This is a genomic window from Aestuariimicrobium sp. p3-SID1156, from assembly GCF_025144225.1.
Lineage (GTDB): Bacteria > Actinomycetota > Actinomycetes > Propionibacteriales > Propionibacteriaceae > Aestuariimicrobium.
The window spans coordinates 129,994-145,539 of sequence record NZ_JALXXB010000003.1; the positions used below are offsets into that span (position 1 = coordinate 129,994).

At 67.4% G+C, this 15,546-nt stretch carries 10 protein-coding genes; 2 read left to right on the forward strand and 8 right to left on the reverse strand.

Annotation, left to right across the window (positions count from 1 at the left end; all coding sequences use genetic code 11):
• Positions 1 to 34: 34 nt before the first annotated feature.
• From M3G03_RS05805 to M3G03_RS05830, 6 genes are all read right to left on the reverse strand, one after another.
• Positions 35 to 1,291: an MFS transporter gene (locus M3G03_RS05805; RefSeq protein ID WP_259808850.1), complete on the reverse strand. Its 1,257-nt coding sequence runs from the start codon at positions 1,289 to 1,291 to the stop codon at positions 35 to 37.
• Between the two features lie 162 nt (positions 1,292 to 1,453).
• Positions 1,454 to 3,532, reverse strand: a complete 2,079-nt coding sequence (locus M3G03_RS05810; protein WP_259808739.1) for a type IIA DNA topoisomerase subunit B — start codon at positions 3,530 to 3,532, stop codon at positions 1,454 to 1,456.
• Between the two features lie 107 nt (positions 3,533 to 3,639).
• Positions 3,640 to 3,834: a hypothetical protein gene (locus M3G03_RS05815; protein WP_259808740.1), complete on the reverse strand. Its 195-nt coding sequence runs from the start codon at positions 3,832 to 3,834 to the stop codon at positions 3,640 to 3,642.
• A gap of 105 nt (positions 3,835 to 3,939) precedes the next feature.
• Positions 3,940 to 4,959 (reverse strand): LLM class flavin-dependent oxidoreductase, encoded by a 1,020-nt coding sequence (locus M3G03_RS05820; protein ID WP_259808741.1) that lies wholly within the window; start codon positions 4,957 to 4,959, stop codon positions 3,940 to 3,942.
• A gap of 94 nt (positions 4,960 to 5,053) precedes the next feature.
• Entirely contained in the window at positions 5,054 to 5,569 is a 516-nt protein-coding gene (locus M3G03_RS05825; RefSeq protein ID WP_259808742.1) for a GNAT family N-acetyltransferase, read from the reverse strand.
• Position 5,570: 1 nt separating this feature from the next.
• On the reverse strand, positions 5,571 to 7,094 hold the full coding sequence (locus M3G03_RS05830; RefSeq protein WP_259808743.1) for an RNA polymerase sigma factor: 1,524 nt from the start codon (positions 7,092 to 7,094) through the stop codon (positions 5,571 to 5,573).
• A gap of 192 nt (positions 7,095 to 7,286) precedes the next feature.
• On the opposite strand from M3G03_RS05830, the gene M3G03_RS05835 reads away from it, so the two are divergent.
• Positions 7,287 to 9,446 (forward strand): S9 family peptidase, encoded by a 2,160-nt coding sequence (locus M3G03_RS05835; protein ID WP_259808744.1) that lies wholly within the window; start codon positions 7,287 to 7,289, stop codon positions 9,444 to 9,446.
• Between the two features lie 154 nt (positions 9,447 to 9,600).
• Positions 9,601 to 10,527 carry an RNA polymerase sigma factor RpoD/SigA gene (locus M3G03_RS05840; RefSeq protein ID WP_259808745.1) on the forward strand — a complete coding sequence of 309 codons (927 nt, stop codon included), beginning with the start codon at positions 9,601 to 9,603 and terminating at the stop codon, positions 10,525 to 10,527.
• 79 nt (positions 10,528 to 10,606) lie between these two features.
• On the opposite strand, the gene M3G03_RS05845 is transcribed toward M3G03_RS05840, so the two are convergent.
• Together M3G03_RS05845 and hrpA are read right to left on the reverse strand one after the other, a co-directional pair.
• Positions 10,607 to 11,548, reverse strand: coding sequence for an acyl-CoA thioesterase II (locus M3G03_RS05845; RefSeq protein WP_259808746.1), 942 nt, complete (start codon positions 11,546 to 11,548; stop codon positions 10,607 to 10,609).
• A 92-nt stretch (positions 11,549 to 11,640) separates the two neighbouring features.
• Complete coding sequence (gene hrpA, locus M3G03_RS05850; protein ID WP_259808747.1) at positions 11,641 to 15,531, reverse strand: ATP-dependent RNA helicase HrpA; 3,891 nt, start codon at positions 15,529 to 15,531, stop codon at positions 11,641 to 11,643.
• Positions 15,532 to 15,546: the final 15 nt, after the last annotated feature.

The window sequence follows — 15,546 nt, forward strand, 5'->3', positions numbered from 1 at the left end:
GGCCACACCCTACGTGCCCCCTCCCGGCGTGGGGCTAGACGGTGGCCCGCCGGTTCGGTCGGACCATGAGCATCGCGACCAGGCCGACCAGCAGCACCATCACGATGCCCAGGATCCCCCAGTACTGGGTGTTCTCCCGTCCGGTCAGGGACGCACCTAGGCTGATGGAGAGGCCGAAGAGGGTCGGGGCGAGGAAGGAGATGGCGCGTCCGGTGGTGGCGTAGAGGCCGAAGATCTCACCGCTGCGCCCGGCCGGGATGATGCGGGCGAGGTAGCTCCGGGCCGCTGACTGTGCCGGACCGACGAACATGCACATGATCAGGCCGAGGCTCCAGAACACCTTCGGGCCGCCGTCGTGGAGCGCGAAGACCCCCACACCGCAGGCGATCAGGCCAACCAGGGACCCCAGGATGACCGTGCGCGGACCCAGAACGTCGTCCAGCAGGCCCGAGGCGATGGTGGCCAGGCCGGCAACGATGTTGGCGGCGGCACCGAAGATGATCACGCTGCCGGCGGTGAAGCCGAAGGTGCTGGTGGCGATCACCGCACCGAAGGAGAACACGCCGGCCAGACCGTCGCGGAAGAGCGCCGAGGCGATCAGGAACCAGAACAGCTCCCGCTGCTCGTGCCAGAGCCCCTTGATGGTGCCGAACACGTCGCGGTAGGCGCTGACGATGCTGACCGGGCGCCGCTCGCTGCGGACCTGCTCCCGGTCGCGGATGACCAGGAAGGTCGGGATGGTGAACAGCAGCGTCCAGGCGGCACAGACGAGCATGCCGTACCGCACGTCGAGCCCGTTCTCGAGCGTGTCGGGGGCGATGAGGGTGACGTAGATGAGCAGGAGCACCACGATGCCACCCATGTAGCCCATCCCCCAGCCCAGCCCCGAGACGCGTCCGACGTTCCTCGGGGAGGCCACCTGCTCGATGGTGGCGTTGTAGTTGACGCCGGCAAGTTCGCTGATGATCGAGCCGATGCCCAGCAGCGCGAGACCCGGCCAGAGCCACTTCGGGTCGGGTGCGACGAAGAACAGGGACGCCGAGATGGCCACCAGTGCCCAGGTCTGCCACCGCAGATTGCGCACGGTATGACCGGAGCGATCCGCCCGCTGGCCAAGTACCGGCGCGAGGAGGGCGACGATGACGCCGGCGATCGCGGTGGAGGTGGACAATGCCAGGGCCGGGGTGTTTCCGGCTCCGAAGCTTGACGAGGTGATGTAGACCGCGAAGACGAAGGTGGTGATGACGGTGGCGAAGGGCTGGGTGCCCCAGTCCCACAGCGCCCAGGCCATGACGCGACCGGGACGGCTCGGAGGTGCCGCCTCGAGGGCGGTGACCTCCGGCAACTCGTGGGAAGGGCCGGCGTCAGTGGAGGCCGGCTTGGGGGGCTGGCCGAAGTGGGGGCTGCTCACCCGCTGAACACTAGGGCCAACGGGTGAACATTGGGCAACGACTCACGCGTCGATGGTCTCCGTGTCGATCTGGTAGGCGCCGTCGATGATGAACTCCTTGCGCGGGGCGACGTCATTACCCATCAGCATCTCGAACACCCGCTCGGCGGCCTCGGCCTCGTCCACAGTGATGCGGCGCAGGGTGCGGTGCTTGGGGTCCATGGTGGTCTCCTTGAGTTGGGAGGCGTCCATCTCGCCCAGGCCCTTGTAGCGCTGCGGCTCCTTGAATGACTGGCCGCGCTTGGTGAGCTCGGCCAGCTTCCGCTGGTACTCGGCATCGGAGTAGGTGTAGATGTACTTGTCGTAACCGCGCTTGGGCTTGACCAGCTCGAACCGGTGCAGCGGCGGGACAGCCGAGTAGACCCGGCCCGCTTCGACCATGGGGCGCATGTACTTGAAGAAGAGTGTGGCGAGCAGGCAACGGATGTGGGCACCGTCGCTGTCGGCGTCCGCCATGAAGATGATCTTGCCGTAGCGCGCGGAGTCGAGGTCGAAGGTGCGCCCCGAGCCGCCGCCGACGACCTGGATGATGCTGGCGCACTCGGCGTTCTTGAGCATGTCGGCCACCGAGGCCTTCTGCACGTTGAGAATCTTGCCCCGGATCGGCAGCAGCGCCTGGAACTCCGAGTTGCGGGCCACATTGGCGGTGCCCAGGGCCGAGTCGCCCTCCACGATGAACAGCTCGGTGGCGTCGGTGTCGGAGCTGCGGCAGTCCTTCAGCTTCGGGGGCAACGAGGAGGACTCCAGCGCAGTCTTGCGGCGCTGGTTCTCCTTGTGGACGCGGGCAGCCACGCGGGCCCGACCGGCATTGGCGACCTTCTCCATCACGGTGCGGGCTACGGTCTTGACTGCAGGCTTGGTGGAGGTCAGCCAGTCGGTGACCTCCTGCTCGACGGTACGGGCCACCAGCCGGCGTACGGGTGGGGTGCCGAGTACCTCCTTGGTCTGGCCCTCGAACTGGGGTTCGGCCAGCCGCACGGTGACCACAGCTGTCATCCCCTCCAGGACGTCGTCGCGGACAACCTCCTCCCCTGACTTGAGGATGCGGGAGTTGCCCATCACCGTGGCGAAGGCCTTGGTGATGCCCTGCTCGAAACCTGAGACATGGGTGCCGCCCTTGGGGGTGGCGACGACGTTCACGAACGAACGCTCGACGGTGTCGTAGGAGTTGGTCCAGCACAGGGCGATGTCGATGTCGAGGTCACGGTCGACGTCAGTGGGGGTCATGGCGCCGTTCTGGTCCAACATGGGGACGGTTTCGGTGAAGGAGCCGGTCCCCTGGAGCCGCATCACCTCCGAGACCTTCTCCCCCGGTGCCAGGTAGTCGCAGAACTCGCTGATGCCGCCATCGTGCTGGAAAATCTCACTCACCGGTTCCCCCGGATGGCGCTGGTCCGCGATCTCCAGCCGTAGCCCGGGGACAAGGAAGCTGGTCTGTCGGGCGCGGTTGAGCAGGTGCTCCAGGGAGAGTTCGGCGTCCTTGAGGAAGATCTGGCGGTCGGGCCAGTAGCGCACCCGCGTGCCGGTCACCCCCCGCTTGGCCCTACCCACCTCACGGACGCCGGGCTGAGGGGTGAACGGGGCCTCGGGCCCCTCGCCGTCGAAGACACCGGGCACGCCACGACGGAAGGAGACCTCATAGACCTTGGAGTTGCGGTCGACCTGGACGTCGAGTCGGGAGCTGAGGGCATTGACCACTGAGGCACCGACGCCGTGGAGGCCGCCGGTGGCGTTGTAGGTCCCCGAGCCGAACTTGCCGCCGGCGTGAAGCTTGGTGAAGACGACCTCGATGCCGCTCAGACCGGTGCGCGGCTCCTTGTCGACGGGGATGCCACGGGCCTGGTCGGCCACCTCGACCGAGCCATCGGCCCTCAGCGAGACGGTGATCAGGTTGCCGTACCCGGCCAGGGCCTCGTCGACGGAGTTGTCGATGATCTCCCACAGGCAATGCATCAACCCCTTGGTGTCCGTGGACCCGATGTACATCGCCGGGCGCTTCCGCACGGCCTCGAGTCCCTCCAGCACCAGCAGGTGCTTGGCCTCGTAGTCTCGTCCCTGGTTCTGCGCCTTGATCTGTGCCACCCCGCGAGATTACAAGCCGGCCCCGACAATTCCGACCCGGCACGCGAGCGGCCCCGCACCAGGTGGTCGGTGCGGGGCCTCTCGGTAGGGGTCTGGGTTCGCTGGGATCAGTGCAGGCGCGCGGTTTCGTCCTGGATCTTCAGGGCGACCTGCTGCAGCTTGTCCTGGTGTGCGCGACCATGGTGCGCGCAGAACAACAGCTGTCCGCCGCTGTTGAGGGTGACACGCAGGTAGGCCTGGGCGCCGCAACGATCGCAGCGATCCGATGCGTCAAGGGTGCTTTCCACAGTGCTGGTGCTCATCGGTGGCCTCTCTTTGCTAGGTGCTTCGATCAGTACAACGCCACGGCGTCGACCTTTGTTCCCCACGGTAGGCCATGGGGCAAACGAAATCGTGGACGCGCCGGATCAGCGCGCCTGCAGGTCGGCATCCCGGAGGGCGGCCAGGGTGTCGAGCCGGGTCTGGACGTCGTGCGTGGTCGCGGTGAGCATGAGCTCCTGGATGCCGGTGCGGTCGATGAGATGCTGCAGTCCCTCCGCCACGACGTCGGCGGTGCCGACGAACTTGGTGGCAGGCAGGTGCGCCAGCATCTGTTCCTCCAGCGGGGAGAGCTGGCGACGAGCCGCCTCCTCCGGCGAGATCACGGGGGTCAGCCGGTTGGTGCGCAGGGCCAGGGCCATCTGCTTGGCCGGTCCGGCCAGCCACTCCGCCTGTTCGGCGGTGTCGGCGGTGATGGCGCTGGTGCAAATCATCGCGTACGGCTCGGACAGCACCGGCGAGGGCTGGAACCGGGCGCGGTAGGCCTCCACCACCTGCACCTCGTCCATCTGCCCGAAGTGGTGTGCGTAGCAGTACCGCAGCCCCAACATGCCGGCGAGCTGGGCCGAGTAGCCCGAGCTGCCGAGCAGCCAGACCTCGGGCTGGGTGTCACCGGGGGCCGGCGTCGCCTTGAGAGTGGCCGACATCGGCTCCTCGAGACGATTGTCACCCAGCCAGCTCATGAGTTCGAGGACGTGCTGGGGGAACTCCTCGGCGCCCAGGCCGTCGGTGCTGCGTCGCAGGGCGGCCGCAGTGCGCTGGTCGGTGCCGGGCGCTCGCCCCAGCCCCAGATCGATGCGCCCGGGGTAGAGCGCCTCGAGCAATGCGAACTGCTCGGCGACCACATACGGGGCATGGTTGGGCAGCATGACCCCGCCGGAGCCGACGCGAATGCGGGAGGTGTTCGCGCCCAGGGCGGCGATGATGACCGGCGGGTTGGTCGAGGCCACCGCAGGCATGTTGTGGTGTTCGGCGACCCAGAATCGCTGATAGCCGAGTTCATCGGCCGCCTGGGCGAGCCGGATGGAGCGGTGGAGCGCATCCCGGGTCGTGGACCCCTCCGTGACAGTGGCGAGGTCGAGGACTGAGAGTGGGATGGAAGTGCTCATACTGGGTCCAACCCGCGCGTGGGCCGGACTATTCCCAGCGAGGCCTCCACTCGTCCGTCGAAAGGGTGTTCGTCGCAGCGCCATGATCCACGGATCAGAGGCCGCGGACCATCCTTACCTCGGTGTGACCCTCCAGGGCTCCGCCCATGTCGCGACGCTCGCCGTCGAGCTCGAAGCCATGGCGCCGATAGAAGGCGACGGCGCGGTCATTGCCCTCCATCACCCACAGGTAGGCCGGTGCATCCCCGATGGTCATCTCCAGGAGTCGATCGGCGATGCCGGAGCCCTTGGCGACGTCCAGCAGGTAGATCATGGTGAGCTCCAGCGGGGTGGGGGCGTTCAGGTCGCGGCCCACCGCCGCATTGGAAACGCCCACGATCTCGGAGTCGTTGGCGGTGTCCACCACGATCCAGAAGTAGGCGCCGGCGCGCACCTGCTCCTGCCAGTAGTCGGCAGTGCGGGTGGCCGCTGCCTCGATCAGGTCGAGCGCCTCGTCGGGCAGTGGGTAGGTCTCGCGCCAGGCCGCCGCCTTCATGCGCGCAGCGTCCAGCAGCTGCTCCACGGCGGCCTGCTTGATCCGGAAACGTCCGGGCTCTGCCAACGGCTTCATGTCAGTCCAGGTAATCCCGGAGGACCTGCGAACGCGAGGGGTGACGCAGCTTGCTCATGGTCTTGGACTCGATCTGGCGGATCCGCTCGCGGGTGACCCCATAGACCTTGCCGATCTCATCCAGGGTCTTGGGCTGGCCATCGGTGAGGCCGAAACGCATCGACACCACGCCGGCCTCGCGGTCTGAGAGGGTGTCCAGCACGTCGTGGAGCTGCTCCTGCAGCAGGGTGAAGTTCACCGCATCGGCCGGGACGATCGCCTCGGAGTCCTCGATCAGGTCACCGAACTCGGAGTCGCCGTCCTCCCCCAGGGGGGTGTGCAGCGAGATGGGCTCGCGGCCGTACTTCTGCACCTCCACGACCTTCTCCGGGGTCATGTCGAGTTCCTTGGCCAGCTCCTCCGGGGTGGGTTCGCGGCCGAGGTCCTGCAGCATCTGGCGCTGGACGCGGGCGAGTTTGTTGATGACCTCGACCATGTGCACCGGGATACGGATGGTGCGAGCCTGGTCGGCCATGGCGCGGGTGATGGCCTGCTTGATCCACCAGGTCGCATAGGTGGAGAACTTGTAGCCCTTGGTGTAGTCGAACTTCTCGACCGCACGGATCAGGCCCAGGTTGCCCTCCTGAATCAGGTCGAGGAAGAGCATGCCGCGGCCGGTGTAGCGCTTGGCCAGCGAGACCACCAGGCGGAGGTTGGCCTCCAGCAGGTGGTTCTTGGCCTTGCGACCATCCTCGGCGATCCACTCGTAGTCCTCGACATCGGCAGCCTTCACCTTGATGGCGGGGTCACTGAGCTGCTCGTCGGCGAACAGGCCTGCCTCAATGCGCTTGGCGAGCTCGACCTCCATCTCGGCGTTCAGCAGAGCGACCTTGCCGATCTGGCGCAGGTAGTCCTTGACCGGGTCCGCGGTGGCGCCAGCGACGTTGACCTGCTGCTCCGGCTCATCGGTGTCATCGGACTCGCTGACGACGAAGCCGACCTCCTCAGTGATGGCCTTCTCGTCCTTGGCTGCCTCCTCGGAGTTGAACTCCGACTCATCGACGTCGTCCAGACGGGCCTTGCCGTCCTTCTTGCCTCCGACGGTGATGACCAGGTCATCCCCGTCGATCTCGACATCGGCCTGTACCTCGACGACCTGCTGCAGGGCCTGCTCGACGGTGGGCTCCTCGAGCTCCTCCTCCAGGACCTCGGTCGGCTCCTCGACCTCGACGTCCTCCGCGACCTCGTCAACGGGCTCGACCGGCGCCTTTGCCGCGGCGGCCTTGCGAGCAGTCGTCTTCTTGGCCGCGGTCGTCGTGGACGCACCACTCCTGGCAGCCGCGGACTTCGTCGCGGCGGCCTTGGCGGCCGACTTGGTGGCGGTGGTCTTCTTGGTCGCGGCCTTCTTCGCCGCAGTGGTCTTGCTGGCAGTCTTCTTGGCGGCCGACGTGGTGGCGGTCGCCTGCTTCGCAGCGGGGGTTCCCGCTTCGCTGGTCGTCTCCTCAGCGGTGGAAGTGGTCGTCTCGCCAGTGGAACGCGGGGTCACAGGGTGCCTCTCGAGTCGAAAATCCTGATCAGGGCACAGCCAAGCCAGCGGTTGTCAATGCCTCCGCACCATTCTGCCATGACCGCCAAATCACCGACAACGACCATTGCCGTGCGCGACCCTGCCCGATCCTGTTCCCGGCCGACGCCGATGAGGGGACCTGCAACCGACGAGACGGATAGGGTGACCGATGTGCCTGATCGCGATTCCGTCCTGACTCCTCCTGTTGCCGACCGACGCCCCGTCGAGCGCACCCACCATGGCGACACCTTCGTCGACCCCTATGAGTGGCTGCGCGACAAGGAGAATCCCGAAGTGATCAGTCTCCTCGAGGCCGAGAACGCGTACGCCGAGGGCCAGACTGCCCACCTGGCGGGCCTGCGGGCGTCCCTGTTTGACGACTACAAGGCGCGCACCCAGGAGACCGACCTGAGCGTGCCCAGCTATGAGACCCACACGACCGGCCAGGCCTACTGGTACTACTCACGCACCATCGAGGGCAAGGACTACCCGCTGTGGTGCCGCGTGCCGGCCAGCAGCCAGGACGAGGTGCCCGACTTGACCGGCGGGTCGCTGCCCGGCGAACAGGTCCTGCTCGATGGCAATGTCGAGGCCGAGGGCGAGAAGTTCTTCTCGCTGGGCGCCCTGGAGGTCTCCCCCGACGGTTCGCGGTTGCTCTGGGCCGTCGACAATTCCGGTGACGAACGCTACGACGTGAAGCTGCGCCAGCTGGCCGATGGTTCGACCACGTCGATCCAGCGCGGCATCGCCGCCAATGTCACCTTCGGCAATGACGAGTGGCTCTTCTACACCACCGTGGATGAGGCCTGGCGCCCCCACCAGGTCTGGCGCCACCGTCTGGGCAGTGACCCGGCCTCCGACGCGCTGGTCCACCAGGAGGATGACGAACGCTTCTGGCTGTGGGTGGGCACCTCACGCGACCGTTCCTGGGTCGTGCTCACCCTCGGCTCCAAGCTGACCGGTGAGGCTCGACTGGTACCCACCGCGGACCCGACCGCCACCCCGCGCCTCGTCACCCCCCGACGCGAGGGGTTGGACTACCAGGTCGAGGCCACCGCCGAGCGTCTGTGGATCATCCACAACGACCGACACCCCGATTTCGAGCTGGCCTGCGCCCCGATCTCCGATGGTGAGGTCGCAGCCCCCTTCGACACCTGGGTGTCGGTGCTCGAACCCCGACCGGGTGAGCGCATCAGCGAGGTCGAAGCCTATGCCGACCACGTGGTGGTCGAGGGACGCCGAGAGGGTCTGCCTGCGGTCTGGATTGCCCCCGCCAGCGATCCGGCGTCGGCTGAACCCCTCGCCTTCGAGGAGCCACTGTACGAGGTGTCCTCCTCGGCGCATGCAGACTTCACCACCGACCGGATCCGCCTGAACTACACCTCCATGGTCACCCCGCACCAGGTACGGGAGGTGCGCCTGGACACCGGTGTGCAGACGGTCCTGAAGCAGACCCCGGTGCTCGACCACCCACGCTTTGGCCCCTACAACCCGGCCGACTACGTGCAGGAACGGGCATGGGCCACGGCAGGCGATGGCACCCGCATCCCGTTGTCGATCGTGCGCAGGGCGACCACGCCCGTCGACGCCAGCGCTCCCCTGGTGCTCTACGGCTACGGCTCCTATGAGGCGTCGATGCCCATCCGGTTCTCGGTGCCGAGGCTGAGCCTGCTCGACCACGGCTTCATCTACGTGATCACCCACATCCGTGGTGGCGGCGAGATGGGGAGGGCCTGGTACGAGGAGGGGAAGCTGCTCGCCAAGACCAACACCTTCACCGACTTCGTCGATTCCGCCCGCTGGCTGGTCGACAACGGCTGGACCAGCCCGGACCGCATGGTGGCCGAAGGCGGCTCGGCCGGAGGACTCCTCATGGGCGCCGTGGCCAATCTGGCCCCCGAGCTGTTCGCGGGCGTCCATGCGGCGGTGCCGTTCGTGGACGCGCTCACCACGATTCTCAACCCCGACCTGCCGCTCACAGTCACCGAATGGGAGGAGTGGGGCAACCCGCTGGAGGACGCCGAGGTGTACGCCTACATGAAGTCGTACTCGCCGTACGAGAACCTGCGTGAGGTGGCCTATCCGGCGATCCTGGCCACGACCGGGCTCAACGACACCCGCGTCTACTACGTGGAACCGCTCAAGTGGGTCCAGGAGCTGCGCCGCACCAGCCACTGGGGTGGACAGAACCCGATCCTGCTGCGCACCGAAATGGTGGCGGGACATGCCGGCGTCACCGGACGTTACGAGAAGTGGCGCGAGCTGGCCTGGGAGATGGCGTGGATCATTGATCGCGGTGGCCGAGGCAGAGCAGAGGGAGTTCAGTCCTGAGCCTGAACCCAGAACGTTTCCGGGGCCACGTGTACGACCGCGGTCTGACCCATTTCAGCTCTCCGCATACTTCGGGCCCGGATCGACGCACAGGAGAATCATTTCCACGCCCGAAGCGTTGTACAGGGTGTAGCAACGCAGGAGAGGTAGTCAATTGGAAACCAAGCAGCGTTATCGCTCCACAGATGGCATTGACGGCAAGGACTCGGTCGGTCAGTACCTGGAGGCCATTGCTCGCACGCCACTGCTGAGCGCCGCCGACGAGGTCGAACTCGCCCGCCGCATCGAGGTGGGCGTCTTCGCCCAGGCCATCATCGACGGCGTGGTCACGACGAGGGTGACGGCAACCGAGGAGGAGCTCCGGGAGCTGGCCGTTGACGGCGAGGCCGCCATGCAGCACTTCATCCGGGCCAACCTCCGACTGGTCGTCTCGATCGCCCGCAAGTACAACCGGGCCCCGATGCCGATGCTGGACCTCGTCCAGGAGGGCAACACCGGCCTGATTCGTGCGGTGGAGAAGTTCGACTACACCAAGGGCTTCAAGTTCTCGACCTATGCCACCTGGTGGGTGCGCCAGGCGATCAGCCGCGGCATCGCCCAGCAGGGACGCATCGTGCGCCTGCCCGTGCACGTCGCTGAGCAGGTGAACCAGGTCTCGGCCGCCCGTCGCAACCTGGAGCGTGAACTGGGCCGCGAGCCCGAGATCGCCGAGATCGCCACTGAACTGCAGCTCGAGCCCGAGCGTGTGGTGGAACTGATCCGTTACTCCCGTGAGCACATCAGCCTTGATGCGCCCGTGGACGAGGATGGCGACACCAGCCTGGGCGACCTGATCGCCCGTGACGTCACCCCCGGCCCCGATGCCGTGGTGTTGGACGCCGAGGACATGTCCGCCCTGGAGGAAATGCTCTCCGACCTGGACGAGCGCTCCGCCGACGTCGTCCGTCGCCGCTACGGGCTGGTGGATGGTCGCCAGGCCAAGCTCGCCGACATCGGTGCGGTCTGGGGGATCACCGCCGAGCGGGTGCGCCAGATCGAGCGCAGCGCGCTGGCCCAGCTGCGCACCACCACTGCAGCCTGAGCCTCCGAGACGAACCACAGGGGACGCCCACAGCTGGGCGTCCCCTGTCGTTGTCTGCGGTCATGGCGTCGAACGGGCGTCACAGTGCACGGTTGGCGACCGGCTCATCGACCAGACGCAGCAGGCCCTCCTGGCAGACCGAGGACGCCATCGCCCCGTGCTGGAAGATCCGGCCCGAGGAGAAGCCGCGCGCAGCGGAGGCCGAGGGCGAGATCTGGTCATGCAGAAGCCACTGGTCGGCCTTGATGGGTCGGTGGAACCACATGGCGTGGTCCACGGAGGCAGCCTGCAGGTTGGGAGCAAGGATCGGCACCTGATGTGGGATGGTCGCCACGCTCAGAATGGTGAGGTCGCTGATGTAGGCAGCCAGGGACTGGTGCAGGCGCACGTCATCGGGCAATTCGGCGGCCACCCTCACCCACACGCGCATGTGTGAGGAGTGCGAGTCGCTGCCCACGCTGCCCGAGTCACCGGCATAGCGGACGTCGAGGCCTCGCCAGGCGATCCACTGCTCGGCGCCACCGCCGAAACGATCGCGCAATACCTCGGCCATGGTGGGGCAGTCCTCCGGACCGGGGGTGCCCCCGGGCACCTTGTCAGAATGCTCGAAGCCGGACTCGGTGATGTGGTGGCTGCTGGTGAGGGTGAACATCAGCTTCTCGTCCTGGTAGGCATTCACCCGGCGTTGGCTGAAGGAACGCGCATCGCGGGTACCCTCGACCTTGTAGGTGATCGGCTTGGCATTGCTGCCGGGGCGCAGGAAGTAGCAGTGGAAGGAGTGACAGCTCCGGTCCTCCCCCACGGTCCGCGAGGCCGCCATCAGTGCCTGGGCCAGCACCTGCCCACCGAAGGTTCGCTGGTTCTCCCGCTCGGTCCCGGCATGGACCGATGGGTCCGCGAAGATGTAGTCCTCGGTCTGGTGCAGGGTGAGCATGCGGACGAGTTCGTCAGCCTGCTCCGCGGTGGACGTGGGGGCGGGGTTCCGGTGGACGGGATTCAGGGCGTCAGGATCAGTGGTCACCTGCCCACCTTGGCATGCAGAGGGGGTTCGGCGGCCCGCGAGGGCTGGCGTCCCTCACAGCGAGACGCGCCGCGTCCCTGACCACGCGCCTCTCAGCGCAGTTTCGTGATGGCTGTGCGGACGCGCTTGGGGGAAATGGGCACTGAGGCCCGCAGCTGCTGGGCGAACAGGCTGATGCGTAGCTCTTCGAGGAGGAAGGCGACCTCCTCCACGGTAGCAGGGAGCGGGCCCTCAGGCTGGGCATCGACCAGATCGGCGTACTCGGCTTCCAGATCCTCGATCACCTCCAGGTTCTGGGCGTCCCTGTTCGGGTTGCCGCGCCAGGCAGCCACCCGGAGGGCCATGCCCTTTACGTAGCGCGGCAGGTGCTGGTACCAGGGGTCCGGCGTGGCCGAGATGAAGTGTGGGAAGACCAGGTTCGCGAGCTGTTGTTCCAGGTCGAGCCGGATCGGGCTGCCTGCCGGCAGGGTTTCGATCGCCTCCAGCGCGTCCAGGCGCTGGGTGAGAGTCTGCGCGGCGATGCTGACCACCTGCTTCATCCGATCGGCCTGGCCCTGTCGCACCTCGAGTGCCAGCCGTTGGTAGGCCTCCTGGGTGCGGATCGAGGCCAGGTCGGGGTCAATGGCCCGGGCCAGGGCGTCGACCGCCTTGAGTCGGGCATCTGCGAGCAGGGCGGGCACGTTCAGGTATGGCGAATGGGCCAGCGCGACCTTCTCGATGTTGGGCAGGTGGGAGACCACCCAGTTGGTCGGGTCGGGGTTGGTGAGCACCAGCAGGCGCCTGACTCCCCTGCTGTGCGAGGTGGTCTGTCGCTGGGGACTGTCGAGGACGACCAGCCCCACGCTGGATCCCTCGTCGGCCAACGCCGGGTAGCCGATGGCGTCCGCACCCCCGCGAGAGAGTTTCCGCTCGCGGGGGATCTCGCCGAAGGTCCAGTCGGTCTGGCCGGTGACCCGCTGACTGGAGGCTGCCCTGGTGAGCACCTTGCTGACCTGACCGGCCAGCAGTTCACGCAGCGACGAGAAGTCCTTGGTGGCCTGCTTCGGGGTGCCCTCCCCCACGACCTGGAAGGAGACCTGCAGGTGCGCGGGGACCGCGCTCGGGTTCCAGTCCGCCGGCTCCACGATCTCGCCGGTCAGCGCCCGCAGCGCACGACCCAGCTCGTCGGCGAAACGACGGGAGCGGTCGGGCTGGTTGGCGGCCAACCAGCCGAGCGCACGGTGGGCATGGTCGGGGGCGGGCACGAAGTTGCGCCGCACCCCCTTCGGCAGCGATCGGATCAGCTCGGTGGCCAACTCGTGGCGCAGTCCGGGCACCTGCCAGCTGAACGGTTCGGCGGTGAGCTGGTTGATCTGCGCCAGCGGGATCGTCACGGTCACCCCGTCATGCCCCGACCCGGGGTCGAAGACGTAGGTCACCGGGAGTTCCAGACCGTTGACGTCCCAGTGGTCGGGGAACTCGCTGGCGTCCGGGCCCTCGACTTCATCACGCATCAGGTCAGCCAGGGTCAAGTCGAGCAGGTGGGGCTTGTCGAGGCGCCGCCACCAGGCGTCGAAGGTGGCGCCGGAATACACCTCGGAGGGGATCCGGCGGTCGTAGAAGTCGTAGATCGTCTGGTCATCAACGAGCAGGTCGCGTCGTCGGGTGCGCTCCTCGAGGGCCTCGGCCTCCTCGCGCACTGCCGCGTTGTGCGCTGCGAAGGGGTGGCGGGTGGCCCAGCCCCCTCCGACCAGCCCCTGGCGCAGGAAGATCTGGCGCGCCTCGGCAGGATGGAGGCGTCCATAGTCGACGCGGCGGTCGGCGATGATCGGGACGCCGTAGAGCGAGACCTTCTCGTAGGCCACCACAGAGGCGGAGCTGGAGGACCAGTGCGGTTCGGAGTAATGGGACTTCAGCGCGTGGCCGCCCACCTGCTCGATCCAGTCGGCGTTGATCTCGGCGACCGTGCGCGCCCACAGCCGGGTGGTCTCGACGAGCTCGACGGCCATGACCAGCGGCGGGTTGACGCGGGCGAGCGCAGAGCCCGGGTTGATCGCGAAACGAGCATTGCGGGCACCGATGTACTCGCGCGGCCCGGGACGCCGCGAGTTCCGGCCACCCTGCTTTCCTGGTGCGGGCTTGGTTTCGCGCACGTCCAGCAGGCCAACGTGCGAGAGCAGGCCGGAGAGGATCGCCGTCAGCACGGCGCTGCCGGGCGCGGCATCGCGATTGCGCTTCCAGTCCAGTTCCTTGCCGATGTCGCGCAGCTGGGCGTTGAGGTCCTCCCATTCGCGCACGCGCAGGAAGTTGATGAACTCCTCACGGCAGAGGCGACGGAAGGCGTTGCCGGACAGGCTGGCGCGGCGGTCCTGCAGGTAGCGCCACAGTCGCAGGATGGCGAGGACATCGCCGCCCTCGGCGGGTCGCGGGGAGGTGTCCTCCTTGCGGGTGTTGGTGTGGGCGGTGTGCCGCAGCGGCTGGCGCTGATCGGTTCGCTCGTCGGGCTCCTGGAGGGCCGGCACCTCAGTGTGGAAACGGGCGTGCAGGGCGTCGGCCTGCTGCCGGTGCTCGGCGGGCCGTTCGCGCACATCGGGGATGGCGAGCGCGGCGACGATGACCTGGACTTCGGCCAGGCAGTTCAGGCGTTCGGCCTCGACCAGCATGCGTGCCAACCGCGGATCGACGGGGATCCGAGCCAGCTGGTGGCCGACGTGGGTGAGCCGCACGTCCTGGCGGTGGCCCGGCTTGAGTGCCCCGAGTTCCTCCAGCAGGCGGATGCCGTCGTTGATCTGGGAGGAGTCCGGCGCCTCCACGAAGGGGAAGTTCTGGATCGCACCCAGACGGGCCTGGGCCATCTGGAGGATCACCGAGGCGAGGTTGGTGCGCAGGATCTCCGGTTCGGTGAACTCGGGGCGGCTGAGGAAGTCCTCCTCCGAGTAGAGCCGGATGCAGATGCCGGGAGCGACGCGTCCGCAGCGTCCGGCGCGCTGGTTGGCGCTGGCCTGGCTGACCGGTTCGATGGGCAGGCGCTGCACCTTGGTGCGGGCGGAATAGCGCGAAATGCGGGCCGTGCCCGGGTCGATGACGTAGCGGATCCCGGGCACCGTCAGCGAGGTCTCGGCGACATTGGTGGCCAGTACCACGCGACGCCCCTGGTGGGCCTGGAAGACCCGGCTCTGTTCGGCAGCAGACAGGCGTGCATAGAGGGGCAGGACGTCCAGGTCGGGCAGTTTCATGCCGGCGATGGCCTCGGCGGCGTCACGGATCTCGCGCTCCCCGGAGAGAAAGACCAGGACATCGCCAGGTCCGGCAGCCATCAGTTCGGTGAGGGCGGAGCAGATCGCCGCGTTCTGGTCTGCGTCCTCGTGGGCGTCATCGCCGCCCATCGGTCGATAGCGCAGCTCGACCGGGTAGGTGCGCCCTGACACCTCGACGATCGGGGCGTTGTCGAAGTGCTCGCTGAAGCGGGCGGTGTCGATGGTGGCGGAGGTGATCAGGACCTTGAGGTCGGGGCGACGTGCGAGCAGCTGCTTCAGGTAGCCGAGTAGAAAGTCGATGTTGAGGCTGCGTTCGTGCGCCTCGTCGATGATGATCGTGTCATAGCGGCGCAGGTCACGATCGTGGGTGATCTCGGCCAGCAGCACACCGTCGGTCATCAGCGTCAGCTGGGTGTCCCGGGTCGACTTGCGGGTGAACCGGACGCGGTAGCCGACCTCATGGCCGAGTTCGACGTGCATCTCCTCGGCGATGCGTTCGGCCACCGAGCGGGCGGCGATGCGGCGTGGCTGGGTGTGGGCGATGCGGTGGCGTCCGAGCTGGAGGGCGATCTTGGGCAGCTGAGTGGTCTTGCCAGAGCCGGTCTCACCGGCCACCACGACGACCTGGTGGTCGCGGATCAGGTCGGCGATCTCCTCGACGTGGGCGCTGATCGGCAGGGCCGGGTCGAACTCGATGACAGGCCCGGACTCACTGCTGGGGCGGGGCCGGCTGCTCTGTTCGCTCATGACCGGTCCAGCCTA

Coding starts and splice junctions, on each gene's coding strand:
- M3G03_RS05805 (WP_259808850.1), bottom strand. CDS start 1,291: ATGGCCTGGGCGCTGTGGGACTGGGGCACCCAGCCCTTCGCCACCGTC.
- M3G03_RS05820 (WP_259808741.1), bottom strand. CDS start 4,959: ATGAGCACTTCCATCCCACTCTCAGTCCTCGACCTCGCCACTGTCACG.
- M3G03_RS05815 (WP_259808740.1), bottom strand. CDS start 3,834: ATGAGCACCAGCACTGTGGAAAGCACCCTTGACGCATCGGATCGCTGC.
- hrpA (WP_259808747.1), bottom strand. CDS start 15,531: ATGAGCGAACAGAGCAGCCGGCCCCGCCCCAGCAGTGAGTCCGGGCCT.
- M3G03_RS05825 (WP_259808742.1), bottom strand. CDS start 5,569: ATGAAGCCGTTGGCAGAGCCCGGACGTTTCCGGATCAAGCAGGCCGCC.